This is a genomic window from Gordonia jacobaea (genome assembly GCF_965344965.1).
In the GTDB taxonomy this organism is placed as follows: domain Bacteria; phylum Actinomycetota; class Actinomycetes; order Mycobacteriales; family Mycobacteriaceae; genus Gordonia; species Gordonia jacobaea.
In genome coordinates this window covers 458,278-477,642 of sequence record NZ_CBDRLS010000002.1, presented here as the reverse complement: position 1 = coordinate 477,642, position 19,365 = coordinate 458,278, and the positions used below count along the sequence as shown (strand labels likewise).

The window sequence follows — 19,365 nt, the reverse complement described above, 5'->3', positions numbered from 1 at the left end:
CCCGTGCAAAGCCTCTGTATGGAAAACTGACCCCTATGAGCAACGGCACCCTGATTCTCATGCGGCACGGCGAGAGCGAATGGAACGCGTCCAACCAGTTCACCGGTTGGGTCGACGTCGCGCTGACCGACAAGGGTCGAGCGGAGGCGACGCGCGCGGGCGAGCTGCTCGTCGAGCACGATCTGTTGCCGGACGTCCTCTACACCTCGCTCCTGCGACGCGCGATCACCACCGCGAACATCGCGCTCGACGCCGCCGACCGGATCTGGATTCCGGTCGTCCGCGACTGGCGTCTCAATGAGCGTCACTACGGCGCCCTGCAGGGTCTGAACAAGGCCGACACCCTCGCGAAGTTCGGCGAGGAGCAGTTCATGCTGTGGCGCCGCTCCTACGACACCCCGCCGCCGCCGATCGAACCCGACTCGGAGTACAGCCAGACGAATGATCCCAGGTACGCCGACCTCCCCGAGGTTCCGCTGACCGAGTGCCTCAAGGACGTCGTCGAGCGACTCATCCCGTACTTCGAATCCGACATCGCCGCCGACCTCAAAGCCGGCAAGACGGTGCTCATCGCCGCGCACGGCAACTCGCTGCGCGCGCTGGTCAAGTACCTCGACGGCATCTCCGACGCCGACATCGCCGCGCTCAACATCCCGACGGGTAACCCGCTGCGCTACGACCTCGACGACAACCTCAAACCGCTCAACCCCGGCGGCACCTACCTCGATCCCGAGGCTGCTGCCGCAGGTGCTGCAGCCGTCGCGGCGCAGGGTAAGAAGTAGTCCGTAACCCAATTGTCACGGGCAGGTTGCTGTGACCGCGGTTACATTGGTTGCATGGCCGATTCTGGAACCCTGCGCATAGTCCACTCGGCACCGCAGGAGAGGTACGAGGCGATCCTCACCGATCCCGAGTCCGATCCGCGCGACGTCGAACCCACCGATCGGCTGGTCGGGTACCTGGACTACGTGTCGGAGCCCTACCAGGTGATTCTGACTCACACGGTGATCCTCGACGCCTACTCGGGACGCGGGTACGCAGGCCAGCTCGTTCGGACCGTCCTCGACGACATCCGGTCGCAGGGCAAGCAGGTTGTGCCGGTCTGCTCGTACGTTCGTCACTACATCGACCAGCACCCCGAGTACGCCGACCTGGTGGCGTCGGTCACCTCCTGAATGCAAGCGACGGCGGTGTCACGTAATGCGGGTGGAACGGTGCGTGAACAGCGGTCGAACTGTCCTGCACTGAGTGTTCCTGCAGTTTGGTGGGCCGTAAGCTGACGTTGTGACCGGTGTATTCGTGGGCGGCGTGACAGTTGCCGTCGTCCTCGTGGCAGCCGTCCTCGTCGGATTCGCGCTCGGTCGTTTCTGGCGTCGCGACGCGATGTCACGCAGCGGGCTCGACAGCAGTCGCGACGATGCGAACCACGCGACCAATGTTGCCGCCCCCGTCGTTCCCGAGATCGCCGACGATCAGCCCAGCTACGCGTTGACTCTCGCCGAGCGCCCGCGGGTGGTGCCCGAGAGCGCGGAGCTGCGCGAGACCGACGTAAACGGCGTCACCGAGGACGGTCGGATGACCACCGCGGGACTGCTCGGACTGATCGTGCGAAACTCCGACACCGCGGTCGCGGTCGTCGACCAGTTCCGCGACGTCGTCCTCTACAACCATCGCGCCGTCGAACTGGCTCTCGTGCGCGACAGGCTGCTCGACGATTCGGTCTGGGAGGCTGCGAAAGAGGTCCTCGACACCGAGGCCGAGCGTCGTTTCGATTTCGAACCCCCCGCGTCGGCGTTGGGATTTCTCTCGACGGGACGTGCACGCGGCAAGACCGTCGAATCCGTGAGCTGTATCGCGCGGCTGGTCCGTGAAGGCGAGGAGCGCTACGCCGTTGTCTACGGAGCCGACGACACCGAGCACCTGCGCGTCGAGGCAACCCGCCGCGACTTCGTCGCCAATGTGTCGCACGAACTGAAGACGCCCGTCGGTGCCATCAGCCTGCTCGCAGAGGCGCTGCTGGAGTCGTCGGACGACTCGGATTCGGTGCAGCACTTCGGTAATCGTGTGGTCGCCGAGGCCACGCGCATGGGCAACATGGTCACCGAACTGCTCGCACTATCGCGACTGCAGGAGGGCGAGACCGCCGACTTTTCACTCGTCGACATCGACACACTGATCGACGACGCGATCGAATCAGCCGGTGTCGCTGCCGAAGCGGCGTCGATCTCACTGCGCGCCGACGCCCCGGCCGGCCTGACGGTGCGCGGCGACCGAATGCTGTTGTTGACGGCACTGAACAATCTGATCGTCAATGCCATCTCCTACTCACCGCCGCACACAACCGTCTCGGTGAGCAGGCGGGTGACCCGCCACGACGGACGCCCGATGGTGGCGATCGCCGTGACCGATCGAGGCATCGGGATCGCGCCGGCCGATCAGCAACGAGTCTTCGAGCGCTTCTTCCGTGTCGACAAGGCGCGGTCACGCAGTACCGGCGGCACCGGCTTGGGGCTCGCAATCGTCAAACACGTCGCCGCCAATCATGGTGGAGTCATCTCACTCTGGAGTAAGCCAGGCACGGGCTCGACGTTCACCCTGTGCATTCCGCAGGACATGAGCACCGAGATCGGTTGGGGCGACGACGACACCGATGTGGCCGGCGCCGGAATAGCCGGTACCGAAATAATCGAACCTACGGCAGCTGTAGCCGTGGTCCAGGGCGAGACGGTTCCGTCTGCGCCACTCGCACGACCGAAGGAAACCGACAGGTGACTCACGTTCTGATCGTCGAGGACGAGGAATCGCTGGCCGATCCGCTGGCATTCCTGTTGCGCAAGGAGGGATTCGAGGCCACCGTCGTCAACGACGGCGCTGCGGCACTCGGCACCTTCGATCGCGTCAGCCCCGACATCGTTCTGCTCGATCTGATGCTGCCCGGCATGTCCGGCACGGAGATCTGCAAGTCGTTGCGCACGCGGTCGAGCGTGCCGGTGATCATGGTGACCGCGCGCGACAGCGAGATCGACAAGGTCGTCGGACTCGAACTCGGTGCCGACGACTACGTCACCAAGCCGTACTCGGCGCGCGAGCTCATCGCCCGTATCCGTGCCGTGCTGCGTCGCGGTGGCGACGGAATCGACGACGACCTGGCCATCGGCATTCTGGAGGCAGGTCCTGTCCGGATGGACGTCGAGCGCCACATTGTCGCCGTCAACGGACAGCAGATCACGTTGCCGCTCAAGGAGTTCGACCTCCTTGAGTATCTCCTGCGCAACTCGGGCCGAGTGCTCACCCGCGGTCAGCTCATCGACCGTGTGTGGGGTGCGGACTACGTCGGCGACACCAAGACTCTCGATGTCCACGTGAAGCGGCTTCGCTCGAAGATCGAGCCGGACCCGGCCAGCCCGAAGCACCTCGTGACGGTCCGCGGACTCGGCTACAAACTCGAGCCCTGACTGTTCGACTCCCGGCTGTCCGGGTCGTGACTGTTGGAGTTCTGACTGTTGGAGTTCTGACCCGGCCCGAGCGTGGCCTGAGCCACCTGGTCGCCGCCTGATCGTTTTGCCGTGTACATCGCCGTGTCCGCCGACGCGACCAGTTCGAACACGTCGCTGGTCGGGGTGCCGGTGGCGACGCCGAGGCTCGCCGACACGCCGAGATCGGTTTCCTGGCTGATTGTCTGCAGGACGCGGGTGGCGAGGCGCTCCGCATCGGTCTTCGTTGCACGCAACACCATCGCGAATTCGTCGCCGCCCAGTCTGACGATCAGTGTCTGCGTACCCGGGACCTGGCAACGTCGGAGTACGTCGGCTACTGCGACGAGGACGTCGTCGCCTCGCTGGTGCCCGTAGATGTCGTTGACGGCCTTGAAGTTGTCGAGATCGACCGCGACGACCGTCCACGGGGTCGAGTCGGGTGATTCGATCTCGGCCTTCGCGACCTCCTGTCGAAGGCCGCGCCTGTTCAGCAATCCGGTCAGCGAGTCGACCGCCGACGCGTCAGCACTGGACCGGAACATGCTGTAGGCGATGCGCAGGAACGGCAGGACAAGCGCTGTCAGCAACAGGGCGATCAAGCCTTTGCTCATCGCGACCGGAAGCCATTGCAGGCCTTGAACGAAACCGCTTGCGACCACGGCAGTGACCACCACGGTGACCGCGAAGACGATATGGCAGATATTGGCTGCGGTGCTGTGGAAGAAGGCGATGTAGGCCCCCGTTGCCGCGAACAGCGGTGTCGCGGCAACGCCGAGCACGAGGTTGTGATGAGCGAAACATGCTGTCGCGACACCGATGTCGGCTGCGGCGATCAATACCAACGATTCGAGATGCGACGGCCAGCGCCCGAAAAGCCACCGTGCCGCCCAGCAGATGCCGGCGACGGCCAGACCCGCCATCACGAGGTTGCCATACGGCCACAGCACGCCTGGGGGAGCGAGGGCGGCGAGCATCGCAGTCACCCCGATGGTGGCGCCGTCGATCGCTACCAGCCACCTGCTCCAGCGGAGCAGGCCGCGCGCGACGAGATAGGACACCAGCCACTCGTACTCGTCGGCCTTCAGTAACTGCCGAGCTGTATTTGGTATCCCAAATCGCATGCTCGGTAGTGTGCCCGATGCGCGGCGCCTGCGGAGCGGTTAACCCAGTTCCTCGTACTTGATGTCAGTCGTCCGGCGCGTGGTCGCCGCGGCCGTCGCCGGATGGACCGCGACGATCCCGAGGCCATTGCGGCGTCGGCACGCCCGAGCCAACTCGTCGTATGCGGGTTTGCCGAGGAGTTCGGTCAGTTCCGGGGCGTAGGACTCGAAGACCTGCGTCGCTCCGACGTGGGCGTCGGGCGAACCCGAGCAGTACCACTTGAGGTCGTGTCCGCCCTCGCCCCAGCCGCGACGGTCGAACTCGGTGATCGTGGTCTTGAGGACCTGCGTCCCGTCGGGGCGCTCCACCCAGTCCTGCTCGCGCCGGATCGGAAGTTGCCAGCACACATCGGGTTTCACGCTCCACGGCTCGATGCCCTTGCGCAGCGCCATGGCGTGTAGTGCACATCCGGGTCCGCGGTCGAAACCGGGACGATTGAGAAAGATGCACGCGCCCTTGTGAGTTCGCGTTTTGAGCGCGGGCTCGTCGTCGAGGTCTCCCTCTTCGAGATACCCCTTCTTGCCGAGGGGATCTTTGCCAGATCCCTTCTCGTAGAACTGCCAGTCGTCGGGAGTGAGCATGGCGACGCTCTTCGCGAGATGCTTGCGGTCGTCCTTGTCGGTCAGGTAGGCGCCGTGGCTGCAGCAGCCGTCGTCGGGTCGGCCGTCGATGATCCCCTGGCACGCCGGTGTTCCGAAGACACACGTCCAGTGCGACAACAGCCAGGTCAGGTCGGCGTTGATGAGGTGTTCTGGGTCCGCGGGATCGAAGAACTCATACCATTCGCGCGCGAAGTCGAGTGGTACCTCGGGAGCCGGTGAGATCTGTGCGGACGGGGTGGGGCTTGGCACGCGTTCACGGTAGTCGTATCGGCAGCGTGGCGTCTGATCGCGCCCGTGTGTTTCGCCACCCACGCAACATGGCGAATCGTCGAAGCACTACCGTGTATGCGTGCGTTTAGGAGTGCTCGACGTGGGCAGCAATACTGTCCACCTGCTCGTCGTCGATGCCCATCGCGGCGGCCATCCGACACCGATGAGCTCAACCAAGTCGGTTCTGCGACTCGCCGAACAGATCGACGAGAAGGGCAGGCTCACCGAGCGCGGTGCCCGATCGCTGATCGACTCGGTCGACGAGTTCACCCACATCGCCGCCACGTCGGGGTGCGAGCAGACGATGGCGTTCGCGACGTCTGCGGTGCGCGATGCGACCAATTCCGAAGAAGTGCTCGACCGCGTCGAAGCCAAGACCGGTGTCCGAGTGACCGTGTTGAGCGGTCGCGACGAGGCGCGGCTGACCTCGCTGGCCGTGCGGCGCTGGTACGGCTGGAGCGCCGGGCGCATCCTCGCGCTCGACATCGGAGGGGGATCGCTCGAGATCTCCAACGGCGTCGACGAGGAGCCCGACGTCGCGTTGAGCCTGCCGCTGGGCGCGGGCAGGTTGACCCGCGAGTGGCTGCCCGACGATCCGCCGGACCGTCGACGTATCGGCGTGCTGCGTGACTGGCTCGACGCCGAGCTCAGAGACCCCGCGCGCGAACTGCGAGCCGCGGGCAAACCCGACATCGCGGTTGCGACGTCGAAGACGTTCCGCTCGCTCGCGCGTCTGACCGGCGCGGCGCCGTCGGGAGCCGGGTTGCGGGTCAAGCGTCAACTCACCGCGAGCGGGCTGCGCCAGTTGATCGCCTTCATCTCGCGGATGACCCGCGACGACCGCGCAGAACTCGAGGGCGTCAGCGCCGATCGTGCTGGTCAACTCGTTGCGGGCGCGCTCGTCGCGGAGGCGGCGATGCGGGCGCTGTCGGTCGATACACTGGAGATCTGTCCGTGGGCCTTGCGCGAGGGCGTGATCCTGCGTCGTCTCGACACCGAGCTGGCGGACAACCAAGAACAGATCGGGACGACCCCCACTGAAGCGACCCGCACAGGGTCGGCGGGTTCGACACCGGCAACCCAGGGCCTGCGCTAGGCGGCCTGAGGAGGAGAGCGAGTTTCGATGGCCAAGCAACCGGGGTCACCCACGGGCGGATCGGACGACTCGGCGTCGGAGTCGAGGCCCATCTCCGTGTCGGAACTGCTCGCACGTCGCGACGCCGCCATCGCCGACGAGGAGCGCGCCAAGCGCATCACCGAGACCCGTGGCAGGCGCCGCGCCGGGCGCGACGGAGCCGTCTCGGTGTCTGAGCTCACCGGCGAGATCCCGCGGATCACCGACGCGCCCAAGGGCGAAGCCCCGAAGACCAGCGCACCGAAGACCCAGGCTCCGAAGACTCAGGCTCCAAAGACTCAGGCACCGAAGACCGACACCCCGGCGGCCGGCGCGCCGAATGCCTGGGAGTCGCCCGACTCCGCGCCGCATTTCCCGCGGTCGAGCAGCCCGGTCCCGCGACGTGCGACCGACCGCCGACCGCTCCAGGATTCCGCCGACCCCGCCGGCGCGTCGACCGGATTCGACCGCGGCGTCTACGACGCTCCGCCGCAGACGCGCGACTTCAGTTCCGCCGCCATCGCCGAGCGGGCATCGCGCAGCACGTCCGACGGTGAACCTGTCAGCGACGAGCACGCGAACGCTGTCACCGGAATCATCCCGATCGTCGGCGACGACGACACCGCCGATGGCGTGCGACTCGTCGAGGCCGACGACGTCGACGTCGTAGAACTCGATGCGCCGCCGCCCGCGCGCACCGGCAGGTTCGCGGACGTCATCGACGACGACTTCGACGCATACCGGTCGTTCGCCGAATACGACGATGACGACGAGAAGAGTGCGTCGTCGAAGAAGCGCTCGGCCCGACGCTCCGGCGACAAACCCAAGCGCAAGCGCGGATGGTTCGGGCGCAAGGCCGCCGCGCGGGACGACCGCACCGACGTCGAGTCCGACTCACTCGTCGACGACGATCGCCACACCTCCGGAGCCGCGTTCGTGGAGGAGACCACCGCCATCGGGATCGTCGAGGAGTCACGCGACGTGACACCCGACGTCGAGGCATCCGGTGACGTCGAGACATTCAGTGACGTCGAACGACCCAGTGACGCAAATGCTTACGACGACGCAGGCAAGTTCGACGGCGACCGCGCGTACGGCTACTCGTCCTTCGACAGCGTCCGCGAGGACGACGACGAGCGCGACGCCCGTGAGCACGCCGATCGAGATGCGGCCGAGGCGCTCGAATCAGACTCACCCGAGGCCGCGACGACAGGCTTGACCGGAGTCGGCGCCGCCGCGGTCGCGGCCGAAGTCGGCACGAGCCCAGCGGACAAGAGCCCTGCGGACAAGAACCCAGCGGACGCGAGCGCAGCGGACAAGAGTGCGACAGACGAGAAGGAAACGGACAGCACGGCGGGTCTCCTAGCCCCGACGTCCGAAGCCCCCAAATCCAAAACCCTCACGTCGAAGGCGGCAACGCCCAAGGACGCGCGGCCAGGCGACTCCGACGACGGGGACGGCCGTTCGCCGGCGAAGGCGTGGCTGTTGGTCATCGGCGAGGCGATCCTCGGGCTGGCGGTCGGTGTCGGATTGTTCTGGGGATTCACCGAACTCTGGCGCTGGAACGTCTACTTCGCGCTGGTATTGGCGGTGCTGGTGATCTTCGGCATCGTCTCGTTCACCCACGCCGTGCGGCACTCCCGCGACCTGTTCACCACGTTGCTGGCGCTGGGCGTCGGACTGATTGTGACCATCGGCCCGCTGGTGTTGCTCGCGACGTGAGGATCTGATGGTCACTCCTGTAGCCGACATCCCCATCGGGCTGTCGACGGCGTCGGTCTATCCGCAGAACACCGAGGCAGCCTTCGCGTACGCAGCCGAGCTGGGTTTCGACGGCGTCGAACTCATGGTCTGGGGTGAGGCCGTCAGCCAGGACATCTCGCACGTCGAGTACCTGTCCGAGCGATATCAGGTTCCGGTGCTGTCGATCCACGCGCCGTGCCTGCTCATCTCGCAGCGCGTATGGGGTCGCGATCCGCAGGCCAAGCTGGCGCGGGCAGTGTCGGCGGCGGAGGATCTCGGAGCGCCGACCGTCGTCGTACATCCACCTTTCCGCTGGCAGCGGGCGTACACCGCAGCATTCGACGACCTCGTGACGGAACTCGAGGAGAACAGCGGCGTCGACGTCGCGGTGGAGAACATGTTCCCGATGCGCGCCGACCGACTCTTCGGCGCGGGTAAGCGCTCGGCGCAGCGGTTGAACGCACGTGGGGGAGGGCCGGGACGCGCGGCATCGGCATTCGGAAAGTCCACCGATCCCACCGACGACGGGTACGCGCACTACACCCTCGACCTCTCGCACACCGCGACGGCCGGGGTGGACGCGGTCGAGCTGTTCGATCGCATGGGGCCGGCGCTGAGCCATCTCCACCTTGCCGACGGCAGCGGTGCGGCAACCGACGAGCATCTGATCCCGGGCGACGGATCGCAGCCCTGCGTCGAGGTGTGTCGACGCCTTGCCGCGAGCGACTTCGCCGGGGCTGTTGTGCTCGAGGTCAGCACGGGATCGGCACGCACCAAACCCGAACGCGCGGCCCTCCTCGGGCGCGCCCTCGACTTCGCGCGAACCAACCTTCGACGCGATCCCGTCCGCACTGCACCGATCCAGGAGACCGAAACCGAATGAGCGACAAGATCGCTGGGCTGTTGACCCTGCGTCCCACCGAGGGCCCCGGCGATGTGAATTACCGCGCGAGTATCGACCCGACGTTCACGATCGGACCCAAGGTGCACGGCGGCACGATGCAGATGCTGGTCGCCCGAGCGGCGCTGCACGCATACGACGAGCTCGTCGGGTCAGACGAGTCGATGCCGTCGGCAGCCGACCTCGTGCCCGTCGCCATCGCCAGCGACTACCTCGCCGCGCCCGATCCCGCCGACGTCGACCTGGCGGTCACGCTGCGCAAACGCGGTCGCACCGTCACCCTGCTGACCGTCGACCTCGCGCAGAACGGACGACTGATGGTGTCGTCGTCGGTCACCCTCGCGCGACCCGACAGCGGCACGCCGCATCACTCGGCGCCGTCGGTGCTCGACGACCTGCCCGTCGATCCGCAGCCCGGCGGCATCTCCATCGACGGCTCGCCGGTCGGTGAGGTCATGCACCTCGGGGCTGCACTCGACCTGGTGCTCGATCCGACGAGCTTCCCCGTCGCGCGTGGTGAGACCGGTGAGCCGGTCGTGCGCGGGTGGACGCGTCCGAAGAACGCCGAGCCCGACGTCGATTTCTCCGTGCTCGTCTGCGACATCTCGCCACCGGTGGTGATGAACCTCGCGCTCTTCGGGTGGGCGCCGACCGTCCAGCTCACCACCTATGTCCGACGACATCCCGCGCCGGGTTGGCTGCGGTTCGCGGCGTCGAGTACCGAGGTCGGACCCGGAATGTTCGAGGAGGACCACCTCGTGGTGGACTCGACGGGCACCGTGGTCGCGCAGTCGCGTCAGCTCGCGCTGATCCCGCAGCGGCAGAGCTGACACGACCCCCCGCCGACCCGAATTCCGCTGACCACAGATGTCACGGCTGAGAAGAAAGGCACCACGACGTGAGTGAACGGATCGCCGTCATCGGCGGCGGCAAGATCGGCGAGGCGCTCCTTGCCGGACTCATCGCAGCGGGTCACCAGCCCAAGAACCTGGCCGTGGCCGAGCCCAACGAGGGACGCGCCCGCGAGCTCTCCGAGGAGTACGGCGTACTGGTCACCGATGTCCCCACCGCGGTCGAGGGCTCCCAGTACGTCTTCATCGCGGTGAAACCCGACATCGTCGACGCCGTGCTGCGCCAACTCGCGCGGGTCGACGACGACGGCGAATCCGAGCGCGTCACCATCAGCCTCGCGGCAGGAGTGCCGATCGCCCGCTACGAGAACGCGCTGCCCGCAGGCGTGCCGGTCGTGCGGGTCATGCCGAATACGCCGATGCTCGTGAACGAAGCGATGTCGGCGGTCGCGCCGGGGCGCCACGTCGACCCAGAGCAGCTCACCGCGGTCGTCGGGCTGCTCGAAAGCGTCGGCAAGGTCATCGTCGTCCCGGAGAAGCAGATGGATGCGGTCACCGCGATCTCGGGCTCCGGACCCGCCTACGTGTTCCTCCTCGCCGAATCGATGATCGACGCAGGCGTTGCGCTCGGCCTCACCCGCGCTCAGGCGAGCGAACTGGCGGTGCAGACGATCCGCGGGTCGGGGATTCTGATGAGCGACTCCGGGGTCTCTCCGGTCGACCTGCGCGCAGCCGTGACGTCGCCCGGTGGAACCACCGCGGCCGCGATCCGCGTGCTCGAGGAAAACGGTGCGCGAGCAGCGATGTATCGGGCCACGGAGGCGTGTGCGCAAGCCAGTGCGCGCGCGGGACGTCGACCCGACGTTGAGGGTTTGGGAGGCTGAACAGCCGACCACGCCGGGTGTCGGCTCCCAATATTTGGGGCTTCTACCGGCCAAAACCCCAGTATGTTGTGGTCGACGGCCAGAAATGCCACCGATCCAGGCCACTTACGTCGCTTTTTTCACATCTGCCACGCTAAGCTGCTTTAAGCACGTGCGTGTCTGGTGTCCGCCGGAGGGGAAGCCGGCGGCCGCGACGCGTGCTCCGGAGGTATGAGTAACTCATGGCAGCAGAGACTCCTGGTGACAGGTCAGGTGCGGTCAGCAACGCGGCTTCAGGGTCGCAGTTCTTGACCGTGGCCGAGGTCGCATCGTTGATGCGCGTCTCGAAGATGACCGTTTATCGCCTCGTCCACAGTGGGGAACTCCCCGCCGTGCGCGTGGGTCGTTCCTTCCGTGTGCACGCCAAGGCTGTGCATGACTACCTGGAGACGTCCTACTTCGACGCCGGTTAGTCCGACCGCGAACTACGAGGCAACTCCTGCCGAACGCGCGCAGCGCGCCGTCGGCAGGAGTTGTGGTGTTCACCAGAGGTCCCCTGATTTTTCTCTTTGCGACCTCGACCGGTAGTGTTGATGATCGCGTAGCTGATCTCGCCGCAAGGTTCCGGCGGGCAGGCCTCACCACCCAAGTGTGAGTGTCGACGACAGCGTGCCGTGAAACCGCGTGAGACTGTGTAAGTAAGGAAGTGCCCCGATGGGTTCAGTGATCAAGAAGCGCCGCAAGCGCATGTCGAAGAAGAAGCACCGCAAGCTTCTGCGTCGTACCCGCGTGCAGCGTCGCAAACTCGGTAAGTGAGCGTTCGCGCCGAGTAAGTCGGCGCGGATTCGCTCCACCGATACGTTCGCGGTCACCTCGACCGCGCGCCAAAGAACCCGCCTGAGTGCGGGTTCTTTTTCGTCGGGCTAGCCTTGCGTTCATGCCCGATGGTTCTCAATCCGACGTCCAACAGGTTCCGCGCACGGTGCTGGTCACCGGGGCGTCGACCTTTCTCGGTGGATACCTCGTCGCCGCACTGGCGGCCAATCCCGACGTCGAGCGGGTCCTCGCAGTCGACTCACGGGTGCCGCGCAAGGACCTGATGCGGCGGATGGGGCGCGCAGAGTTCCTGCGCCTCGACATCCGCAGGCCCGCGATAGCGAAGGCGATCTCGCACTACGAGGTCGACACCGTTGTGCACGCCGCGACGTCGATCATGGAGACCGCTCCGCACTCCGCGGCGATCAAGGAGTTCAATCTCCTCGGCGCGATGCAGGTGTGCGGTGCGTGTCAGCGAAGCCCCTCGGTCAAACGGCTCATCCTGCGTTCGACGGCGATGGTCTACGGTGCGAGCCCCCGCGACCCCGCCTACTTCACCGAGGAGACGCCCGCCAAGCGTGAACCCCGACGCGGCTACGGACGCGACATGCTCGACGTCGAGGGGTACGTGCGCGGACTCGCGCGACGACGCCAGGACATCGACGTGACGACGATGCGACTGCAGGCGATGCTCGGTCCTCGAATCAACACCAGGATGAGTTCCTATCTTTCGCTCCCGGTGGTTCCGACTGTCATCGGCTATCAACCACGTCTGCAATTTCTGCATGAAGAGGATGCGCTCGCAGCAATGGAACACGTGACGCTGCGTGGGCGGCCGGGAACTTTCAACATCGCAGGCGACGGAGTGGTGACGTTGACGCAGGCCATTCGACGCGTCGGACACGTGGAACTGCCCGTGGTGAGCGGTCTGCTCGCGCCGATCACCGGGGTGATGCAGAATCTGCGCTCAGCCCGTCTGCGGTCGTCGCAGACCGAATTCCTCACGTACGGAAGGGTTCTCGACACCACGAGGATGCGCACCGAGCTCGGATTCGCGCCGCGGTACTCGACGTCGGAGACGCTCGACGACTTCGTCGACCGCAGCGGTGTGACTCCTGTGATCGCGCCGGATACGTGGCGAAAAGCGGAACGACAAGTCGTATCGGCGGCGCATCGTCTTGCCTGAACAATTCGCGCACAAATCGCACAGACTGTCTGTTTTCGGCGTCAATTTGAATCCCCAATTTGACGCATTCAATGACAATGCAAATACGGCGGCGGAACGTGCACTATCAGGGACGAACCCGTAAACTCGGGCGTCAGGCCCGGTGCGTCGACGCAGCGACACCAGGCACCCCCCTCCCGTTCTTCTGCGTCATACCCGTTGGGGGTGGAACGCCTTGTCGAATCACGTGACGTCTTCTGGTGATGCGCGGACGGCAAAGGTGATCCAGTTGTACGCAAGCTCCGGCATGGGCAACTCCAGGGCGGGCCTCGAAGCGTCTCGTCGCGATCAGCCGGGAGTGACGCGCGATGGCGGCCGCGGTCGCCACCCGAGCCAGCAGGCAACGGCGCCGTCGAGTATCGGCCACCCCAACACCGACGGCTTCGGCCGTCCGCCCGCTGCGGTCACCCCCATCAACGACGACGTCGCGCTCGAGACCGACGCACTCGGCGTCGAGCAGCGTGGACCTGCGCGCAGCCCGTTGTTCAGTCTCGGTGGTATCCGTGGTGCAGTTGCTGATTCACTTACTGCCACAGCGGGTTTCATTCGTGAGCGGATGACCGGCGACTACGAGATCGACGACTTCGGCTTCGACCCGCACTTCACCGAGTCGGTCTGGTTCCCCGCGATCCGCCAGGTGTACGAGAAGTGGTTCCGTGTCGAGGTAACCGGTGTGGAGAACCTGCCGCTCACCGGTGGCGCTCTGCTCGTCGCCAACCACGCCGGTGCATTGCCCATCGACGCGCTGATGACCAGCCTCGCCGTGCACGACAATCACCCAACCGGTCGGCATCTGCGAATCCTCGCCGCCGACATGGCTTTTGACACACCAGCGGTCAGTGAGGTGGCCCGCCGTATCGGCGCGACCCTTGCATGCACCAACGATGCCGACCGCCTGTTGCGGGCGGGCGAACTCACCGCGGTGTGGCCCGAGGGCTACAAGGGAATCGGCAAGCTCTACAAGGATCGGTACAAGCTCGCGCGATTCGGTCGCGGAGGCTTCGTGACGACGGCGCTGCGCAACGCCAGCCCGATCATCCCGGTGTCGATCGTCGGGTCGGAGGAGATCTACCCGATGCTCGCCGACCTCAAGCCGATCGCCCGCATCCTCGGACTGCCGTACCTGCCCATCACGCCGACGTTCCCGTTGCTCGGGCCACTCGGCCTGGTGCCGCTGCCGTCGAAGTGGCACATCCACTTCGGCCGTCCCATCGAGACGGGCGGCTACGACGAGTCGTCCGCCGACGACCCCATGGTTGTCTTCGACCTCACCGACCACGTCCGCGAAGAGATTCAGCAGACGCTGTTCCGCATGCTCAGCCGTCGTGGGAGCGTGTACTTCGGCTGAGTGGCAGCGAGCGGTGGGCGCTACTCTCAGTGCGTGAGTTTCGACGCCGACTTGGGCCCCATCAATTTCATTGTCGTGAGTTTTCCGTCGGCGCCTGTGCCGTCGGCCGGCTTCGCGGTGCTGACCGACCTGGTTGCTGCGGGTCGGGTCAACGTTCTCGACACGGAGTTCGTCAGCCGCGACGCCGACGGCAACGTGCAGCGACTCGACGCCCCGAGCGTCGGCCTCGATGAGTTCTCGGGTGCCGACTCGCACCTGATCGACGACGACGACGTCGCTGCTGCCGCGGAATCGCTCGCCGCCGGCGAGGTCGCCGCCATCGTGGTCTACGAGGACCTATCGTTCCTCCCCGTTATCGGCGCGTGGGGTGCCGACGGCGGAACCGTGCTCACCGAGGGGCCGGTCCTCGTCGATGACCTGATCGACGCGCTCGACGCCACTGACGCTCTCGAAGGGAACTGATCATGAGCCTGATTCGCACAGCGGGCCGCGCGGCCGTCGCCAGCTCGGTGCACGGCCGGGTGCAGCGTCGGCAACAGGACAGGTGGGCCGCGCAGGCCGCATCGCAGCAGGCGCACGCCGCGCAGCAGCCGGTTGCGCAGCCTGTTGCCCCACAGCCGGTTGCCCAGCCTGTTCCTGCGCCCGCCGCCCAGCCGGTTGCCGCAGATCCGAAGTCGCAACTCATGAACGCGCTCACGTCGCTGCGGTCGGCGGGCGTCGTCACCGATACCGAGTTCGCCGAGATCTCGTCGCGCATCTTCTCCTGACGAGGCTTTGGCGGCTGCGACGGGTGTGTCCCGTCCGGACCTGTTCTTGATTGGCCGGCCCCAGGGCAGGGAGCCGCGTCACAGCGTCGGCGTATTGTGCGGTAGAACGTTACAACGAGTGTTGGAACATCGCACGAGAGGAAGCCGATGCGGGCAGTGGTGTGTCACGAGGGCAAGCTGAGTGTCGAGGAGATCGAGAAGCCGCAGCCAGGTCCAGGTCAGGTGTTGTTGAAGGTGCGGCGCACCGGGATCTGCGGCTCTGATCTGCACGCGCGCACGCACGGTGACGACACCGCCGATGTCACCGCCGAGGTCGGCTACGACCGCTTCATGCGCTCGACAGATCACGTCGTGATGGGCCACGAATTCATCGGCGAGATCGCCGAGTACGGCCCCAAGTGCCGCAAGAAGTGGGCGCCGGGAACCCTGGTCGCCGCACTACCGATCATCAAGCACGGCGAGACCGAGCACCTCGTCGGACTCAGCGCCGACGCCCCCGGTGCCTACGCCGAGTACGTCGTCGTCTCCGAGGACATGACGATGCCCGTGCCCGACGGCGTGCCACTCGATCACGCCGCCCTGACCGAGCCGCTGTCGGTGGCCGTGCACGCGGTCAACCGCGGTGACGTGAGCAAGCGCGACGTCGCGGTCGTCGTGGGCTGCGGACCTATCGGGCTGTCGGTGATCCTGGTTCTCAAGGCCAAGGGCGTCAAGACCGTCATCGCCTCCGACCTGTCGGCGGGGCGTCGAGATCTTGCCCGACGCTGCGGCGCCGACATCGTCGTCGACCCGACTGTCGACTCCCCGTGGGACATCGCCGCCAAGAAGGGCAAATACCTCACGCGCACAGGCCAATTGCTCGGCACCGCGTTCGACGCCATGCACATCCTGCGCCGCATCCCGGGCCTGCCGTGGTGGAAGGCAATCGAACTCGGCGACAAGGTCGGTGCCACCCCGAAGGGGCCGGTCGTGTTCGAGTGCGTCGGCGTGCCCGGAATGATCGAGAACATCGTGTCGGGCGTGCCGCTGCGGACGCGCATCGTCGTGGTCGGCGTGTGCATGGAGTCCGACCGCTTCCGACCCGCGATGGCGATCAACAAAGAGCTCGACCTGCGCTTCGTGATCTACTACGACCCCGCCGAGTTCCGCGCGGCGCTGCACCTCATCGCCGACGGCAAGGTCGACGTGACGCCGCTGGTCACCGGCATCATCGGATTCGACGCCGTCGCAGACGTTTTCGAGATCCTCGGCGGCGCGGAGCACCACGCGAAGGTGCTCATCGACCCGTCGAGCCCCGTCGCGGCGCTCTGAGGCCGTCGGGCCGGCGGGAGGTTTCTAGGGGGAGGGTTTTCCCTAGTTTTGGCCGTCGGGCCCGCGGGCGGTTTCTAGGGGAAAGGTTCTTTCCTCGGATTTTGGCGAGCGGGCCGGCGGAAGTTTCTAGGGGAAGGGTTTTTTCCTCGGGTTTCGTACTCGTCCCCGCGAAGTTTCCGGGGGAGGTGTAAGGAAGTGCCGGAAAGGTTCCTTCCCCTACTTTCGACGCCCCGGGCCGGCAGGAGGTTTCTAGGGGAAGAATCCTTCCCCTACTTTTCGCCGGCGCGCGCCGAAGCCCGACGCCCGACTCCCGACGACCTCCGACCCCTAAACGTCAGCCCTTGTTGCGCAGCAGCTTCACGGCGCCGGCGCTCGCGGCGCCCGCGGCTCCGACGACCAGGGCCGTCGACGCCCCGTACTTCGCGGCCTTGCGGGCCGTGCGGAAGTCGTACATCTCCCAGCCGCGCACCTTTGCGACGTCGCGCAGGTCCGCGTCGGGGTTGATCGCGACGGCGCGCCCGACCAGTGACAGCATCGGGACGTCGTTGTGTGAGTCCGAGTACGCGGTGCACCGCTTGAGGTTCAGTCCCTCGCGAATTGCCAACGCGCGCACGGCATGTGCCTTGCCCGGGCCGTGCAGGATATCGCCGACGAGCCGTCCGGTGAACTTGCCGTCGACGCTCTCGGCGACGGTGCCGAGCGCACCGGTGAGGCCCAGGTGGTCGGCGATGGTCTGTGCCAGCTCCACCGGAGTCGCGGTGACAAGCCACACCTGCTGACCGGCATCGAGATGGCGCTGAGCCAAAGCCCTTGTGCCAGGCCAGATCTTGTCGGCGATGTACTCGTCGTAGATCTCCTCACCGAGTCTGGCGAGCTCTGCAGTCTCGCGACCGGCGATGAACGACAACGCCTTTTCCCGACCCTCTGCGACGTCTTGGGCGTTCTCTTTGCCCGTGATGCGGAACTTCGCCTGGGTCCACGCGAAGTCGAAGATGTCGGAGTACGAGAAGTACTTTCGCGCAGCGAGTCCGCGCGCGAAGTGCACGATCGACGCTCCCTGTACCAGCGTGTTGTCGACGTCGAAGAACGCCGCGGCGGTGAGGTCGACGTCGACGTCGACGTCGGGTTCGGTTTCGCTCGGTGGCCGGGCGCGCAGCGAGTCGACGGCCGCCTGCGCCGACGCCTCGCCGGCGAGGGCCTGTCGCAATTCCTGCGCGGTCTGCCGGAACCTTCCGGTGGCCGCGGTGGCCCGCTCGGAGATCCAGGTCGTGACCCGGCGGGATTCTTCGTCGTCGAACTCGTCCTGCAACTCGTCGTCGGCATGGATCTCGTCGTCATCGTCGCCGACGGAACCGTCGACGTCGTCGGCGTGCGACTCCCAGTCCTCGCCACTGCGGACCGGCCGCGCCTCGGCATCTGCGGAATCGGACGCGCCTACACCGCCCGACGAGGCGTCGCTACCTGGCGTTCCGCCGTCTGAGGCGCCCTCGTTCGGAGTGTCGCCGACGTCGGACACCTCGGACCCGGAATCGGGAACCTCGCCGTTCGGCTCCTCGCCCTCAGAGGTCACGCCCACCCTCCACCTCTCACGAATGCACAACCACTCAACGAATGCCGCCTCGCTCAGGCCTGCTCACCAACAGAGTAGTCATGGTGTCAGACTGTTCTGGCACCAACGTCGAAGGAGTTCGTTCGATGTCCATCACGCTGCTAACCCGCGACGGCTGCTCGGCCTGCGAGGCCGCCCGCGCCGACCTGGATCGGATCTGTGGCGAGCTGTCCGTCGAGTTCGACATCGTCGACGTCGACGCCGCCGCGAACTCCGGCGACGCCGAGCTACGCGCCGAGTACGGCGACCGTCTGCCCGTCGTCCTGCTCGACGGCGAAGAGCACAGCTACTGGGAGGTCGACGAGCCACGGTTGCGCGCCGACCTCGACGCCGCCAAGCGCTGAACGCCCGAGCGCGCGTCGAAACCCTGAACCCGCGAACTCCTCGAACTCCCGCCGCGGGTCGCGTGCCGAGCGTCGAAGGCCGCGTATTACGCTGATCCTTCGGTCGGGTTAGTCGAAAGTGAGTGTGCGCAATGGCTATCGGGTCGGCGTCTGATCGCATCCCCGAGCCGTCGGTGACGCGCCTGGCCACCTACCTCCACGTTCTGCGCTCCCTGGGGCAGCGGGGCATTCTGATCGCCTCCAGCGGCCAACTGGCGACCGCGGCGGGAGTCAACCCGGCCATCCTCCGCAAAGATCTGTCCCACGTCGGAGCCAACGGCGTACGCGGCGTCGGATACGACGTCGGACGCCTCACCGCCCGCATCGCGCTCGCACTGCACACCGACACCGTCCACACCGTCGTGCTCGTCGGCGCAGGCACCCTCGGTCGCCTACTCGTCGCGCACACAGCCACCGACCGCACCTTCCGGGTCGTCGCGATGTTCGACGACGATCCGGACGTCATAGGGACCGTCGTCGACGACGTGGTGGTCTCCCCGTGCGCGGGTCTCGCTTCACTTGCGAACGATCCGTCGATCGGCCAGGTCGACATCGGGGTGATCGCCACCGGTCCTGACAAGGCACAACGCGCAGCTGACGCGTTGATCGCCGCGGGAATCCGGCAACTCCTGAACGTGACCGCCGCAACGTTGTCGACGGACTCCGATGTCGTCGTCAGACAGGTTGATCTAGCCTTGGAGTTGCAGGTGCTGACGTTCCACGCGTCACGCACCCCGTTGTCTGTCGGGGAAGACGGGCAGCAGGGCCATGTCGACCTGCCTGTGGACGTGCCGCTCAGGGCCAAGGGGCCCGGCGACGATCTGGCTGTTGACCAACTGCCGGGGGTCGGCGTCGCGGACGTGCCCAGAACAGACATACGGAGTGTGGGTCAAGGATGATGAGTGCGAGATCTGCGATGGAGACG

Annotated in this window: 21 protein-coding genes; 18 read left to right on the top strand and 3 right to left on the bottom strand. The window is 66.2% G+C overall.

Annotated features, from left to right (window positions below; all coding sequences use genetic code 11):
- The first annotated feature begins 35 nt into the window (after positions 1 to 35).
- From ACRVY7_RS08340 to ACRVY7_RS08325, 4 genes are all read left to right on the top strand, one after another.
- A complete protein-coding gene (locus ACRVY7_RS08340; RefSeq protein ID WP_049699851.1) occupies positions 36 to 782 on the top strand; it encodes a phosphoglyceromutase in 747 nt (248 codons plus the stop codon).
- Positions 783 to 836: 54 nt separating this feature from the next.
- Positions 837 to 1,175 carry a GNAT family N-acetyltransferase gene (locus ACRVY7_RS08335; RefSeq protein ID WP_049699850.1) on the top strand — a complete coding sequence of 113 codons (339 nt, stop codon included), beginning with the start codon at positions 837 to 839 and terminating at the stop codon, positions 1,173 to 1,175.
- Positions 1,176 to 1,284: 109 nt separating this feature from the next.
- Positions 1,285 to 2,772: a sensor histidine kinase gene (locus ACRVY7_RS08330; protein WP_431816705.1), complete on the top strand. Its 1,488-nt coding sequence runs from the start codon at positions 1,285 to 1,287 to the stop codon at positions 2,770 to 2,772.
- On the top strand, positions 2,769 to 3,455 hold the full coding sequence (locus tag ACRVY7_RS08325) for a response regulator transcription factor (RefSeq protein ID WP_049699848.1): 687 nt from the start codon (positions 2,769 to 2,771) through the stop codon (positions 3,453 to 3,455). The genes ACRVY7_RS08330 and ACRVY7_RS08325 overlap by 4 nt, the downstream gene beginning before the upstream one ends.
- Here the strand turns inward: ACRVY7_RS08325 and ACRVY7_RS08320 are convergent.
- Together ACRVY7_RS08320 and ACRVY7_RS08315 are read right to left on the bottom strand one after the other, a co-directional pair.
- Positions 3,437 to 4,597, bottom strand: coding sequence for a GGDEF domain-containing protein (locus ACRVY7_RS08320; protein ID WP_431816704.1), 1,161 nt, complete (start codon positions 4,595 to 4,597; stop codon positions 3,437 to 3,439). The two genes, ACRVY7_RS08325 and ACRVY7_RS08320, sit on opposite strands and share 19 nt — an antisense overlap.
- Before the next feature lie 39 nt (positions 4,598 to 4,636).
- Positions 4,637 to 5,461 carry a DUF3109 family protein gene (locus ACRVY7_RS08315; protein WP_416259124.1) on the bottom strand — a complete coding sequence of 275 codons (825 nt, stop codon included), beginning with the start codon at positions 5,459 to 5,461 and terminating at the stop codon, positions 4,637 to 4,639.
- A gap of 127 nt (positions 5,462 to 5,588) precedes the next feature.
- Between ACRVY7_RS08315 and ACRVY7_RS08310 the strand changes: the two genes are divergently transcribed.
- The 12 genes from ACRVY7_RS08310 (at position 5,589) to ACRVY7_RS08255 (ending at position 16,448) form a co-directional block, all read left to right on the top strand.
- Positions 5,589 to 6,605: a Ppx/GppA family phosphatase gene (locus ACRVY7_RS08310; RefSeq protein WP_049699846.1), complete on the top strand. Its 1,017-nt coding sequence runs from the start codon at positions 5,589 to 5,591 to the stop codon at positions 6,603 to 6,605.
- 27 nt (positions 6,606 to 6,632) lie between these two features.
- Entirely contained in the window at positions 6,633 to 8,345 is a 1,713-nt protein-coding gene (locus tag ACRVY7_RS08305) for an Rv0497 family membrane protein (protein ID WP_431816703.1), read from the top strand.
- Between the two features lie 7 nt (positions 8,346 to 8,352).
- Entirely contained in the window at positions 8,353 to 9,249 is an 897-nt protein-coding gene (locus ACRVY7_RS08300; protein ID WP_431816702.1) for a sugar phosphate isomerase/epimerase family protein, read from the top strand.
- Positions 9,246 to 10,097, top strand: coding sequence for a thioesterase family protein (locus ACRVY7_RS08295; protein ID WP_431816701.1), 852 nt, complete (start codon positions 9,246 to 9,248; stop codon positions 10,095 to 10,097). Before ACRVY7_RS08300 ends, ACRVY7_RS08295 begins: the two co-directional genes overlap by 4 nt.
- 68 nt (positions 10,098 to 10,165) lie before the next feature.
- The gene (gene proC, locus ACRVY7_RS08290) at positions 10,166 to 11,002 is read left to right on the top strand and encodes a pyrroline-5-carboxylate reductase (RefSeq protein WP_431816700.1); all 837 of its coding nucleotides are present in this window, start codon (positions 10,166 to 10,168) and stop codon (positions 11,000 to 11,002) included.
- A 221-nt stretch (positions 11,003 to 11,223) separates the two neighbouring features.
- The gene (locus ACRVY7_RS08285) at positions 11,224 to 11,454 is read left to right on the top strand and encodes a helix-turn-helix domain-containing protein (RefSeq protein ID WP_005204681.1); all 231 of its coding nucleotides are present in this window, start codon (positions 11,224 to 11,226) and stop codon (positions 11,452 to 11,454) included.
- Positions 11,455 to 11,695: 241 nt separating this feature from the next.
- Complete coding sequence (locus tag ACRVY7_RS08280) at positions 11,696 to 11,797, top strand: 30S ribosomal protein bS22 (protein WP_003402602.1); 102 nt, start codon at positions 11,696 to 11,698, stop codon at positions 11,795 to 11,797.
- Between the two features lie 121 nt (positions 11,798 to 11,918).
- A complete protein-coding gene (locus ACRVY7_RS08275) occupies positions 11,919 to 12,983 on the top strand; it encodes an NAD-dependent epimerase/dehydratase family protein (protein ID WP_049699841.1) in 1,065 nt (354 codons plus the stop codon).
- A gap of 214 nt (positions 12,984 to 13,197) precedes the next feature.
- Positions 13,198 to 14,370 (top strand): lysophospholipid acyltransferase family protein, encoded by a 1,173-nt coding sequence (locus ACRVY7_RS08270; protein WP_431816699.1) that lies wholly within the window; start codon positions 13,198 to 13,200, stop codon positions 14,368 to 14,370.
- A 33-nt stretch (positions 14,371 to 14,403) separates the two neighbouring features.
- Positions 14,404 to 14,832, top strand: coding sequence for a hypothetical protein (locus ACRVY7_RS08265; RefSeq protein ID WP_431816698.1), 429 nt, complete (start codon positions 14,404 to 14,406; stop codon positions 14,830 to 14,832).
- A 2-nt stretch (positions 14,833 to 14,834) separates the two neighbouring features.
- On the top strand, positions 14,835 to 15,137 hold the full coding sequence (locus ACRVY7_RS08260) for a hypothetical protein (protein WP_431816697.1): 303 nt from the start codon (positions 14,835 to 14,837) through the stop codon (positions 15,135 to 15,137).
- Between the two features lie 147 nt (positions 15,138 to 15,284).
- Entirely contained in the window at positions 15,285 to 16,448 is a 1,164-nt protein-coding gene (locus ACRVY7_RS08255; RefSeq protein ID WP_431816696.1) for a zinc-binding dehydrogenase, read from the top strand.
- Between the two features lie 334 nt (positions 16,449 to 16,782).
- Here ACRVY7_RS08255 and ACRVY7_RS08250 read toward each other — a convergent pair whose 3' ends face one another.
- A complete protein-coding gene (locus ACRVY7_RS08250; protein WP_431816695.1) occupies positions 16,783 to 18,024 on the bottom strand; it encodes an HAD family hydrolase in 1,242 nt (413 codons plus the stop codon).
- A 119-nt stretch (positions 18,025 to 18,143) separates the two neighbouring features.
- On the opposite strand from ACRVY7_RS08250, the gene ACRVY7_RS08245 reads away from it, so the two are divergent.
- Positions 18,144 to 18,401, top strand: a complete 258-nt coding sequence (locus ACRVY7_RS08245; protein ID WP_290727404.1) for a glutaredoxin family protein — start codon at positions 18,144 to 18,146, stop codon at positions 18,399 to 18,401.
- 131 nt (positions 18,402 to 18,532) lie between these two features.
- Entirely contained in the window at positions 18,533 to 19,339 is an 807-nt protein-coding gene (locus ACRVY7_RS08240; protein WP_049700771.1) for a redox-sensing transcriptional repressor Rex, read from the top strand.
- Positions 19,340 to 19,365 lie beyond the last annotated feature (26 nt).

Excerpts from the sequence above, each read along its gene's own strand:
- ACRVY7_RS08280 (WP_003402602.1), top strand. The coding sequence starts at position 11,696 with ATGGGTTCAGTGATCAAGAAGCGCCGCAAGCGCATGTCGAAGAAGAAG.
- ACRVY7_RS08240 (WP_049700771.1), top strand. The coding sequence starts at position 18,533 with ATGGCTATCGGGTCGGCGTCTGATCGCATCCCCGAGCCGTCGGTGACG.
- ACRVY7_RS08275 (WP_049699841.1), top strand. The coding sequence starts at position 11,919 with ATGCCCGATGGTTCTCAATCCGACGTCCAACAGGTTCCGCGCACGGTG.
- ACRVY7_RS08320 (WP_431816704.1), bottom strand. The coding sequence starts at position 4,597 with ATGCGATTTGGGATACCAAATACAGCTCGGCAGTTACTGAAGGCCGAC.
- ACRVY7_RS08260 (WP_431816697.1), top strand. The coding sequence starts at position 14,835 with ATGAGCCTGATTCGCACAGCGGGCCGCGCGGCCGTCGCCAGCTCGGTG.
- ACRVY7_RS08305 (WP_431816703.1), top strand. The coding sequence starts at position 6,633 with ATGGCCAAGCAACCGGGGTCACCCACGGGCGGATCGGACGACTCGGCG.
- ACRVY7_RS08285 (WP_005204681.1), top strand. The coding sequence starts at position 11,224 with ATGGCAGCAGAGACTCCTGGTGACAGGTCAGGTGCGGTCAGCAACGCG.
- ACRVY7_RS08245 (WP_290727404.1), top strand. The coding sequence starts at position 18,144 with ATGTCCATCACGCTGCTAACCCGCGACGGCTGCTCGGCCTGCGAGGCC.
- ACRVY7_RS08295 (WP_431816701.1), top strand. The coding sequence starts at position 9,246 with ATGAGCGACAAGATCGCTGGGCTGTTGACCCTGCGTCCCACCGAGGGC.
- ACRVY7_RS08340 (WP_049699851.1), top strand. The coding sequence starts at position 36 with ATGAGCAACGGCACCCTGATTCTCATGCGGCACGGCGAGAGCGAATGG.
- ACRVY7_RS08300 (WP_431816702.1), top strand. The coding sequence starts at position 8,353 with ATGGTCACTCCTGTAGCCGACATCCCCATCGGGCTGTCGACGGCGTCG.
- ACRVY7_RS08335 (WP_049699850.1), top strand. The coding sequence starts at position 837 with ATGGCCGATTCTGGAACCCTGCGCATAGTCCACTCGGCACCGCAGGAG.
- ACRVY7_RS08255 (WP_431816696.1), top strand. The coding sequence starts at position 15,285 with ATGCGGGCAGTGGTGTGTCACGAGGGCAAGCTGAGTGTCGAGGAGATC.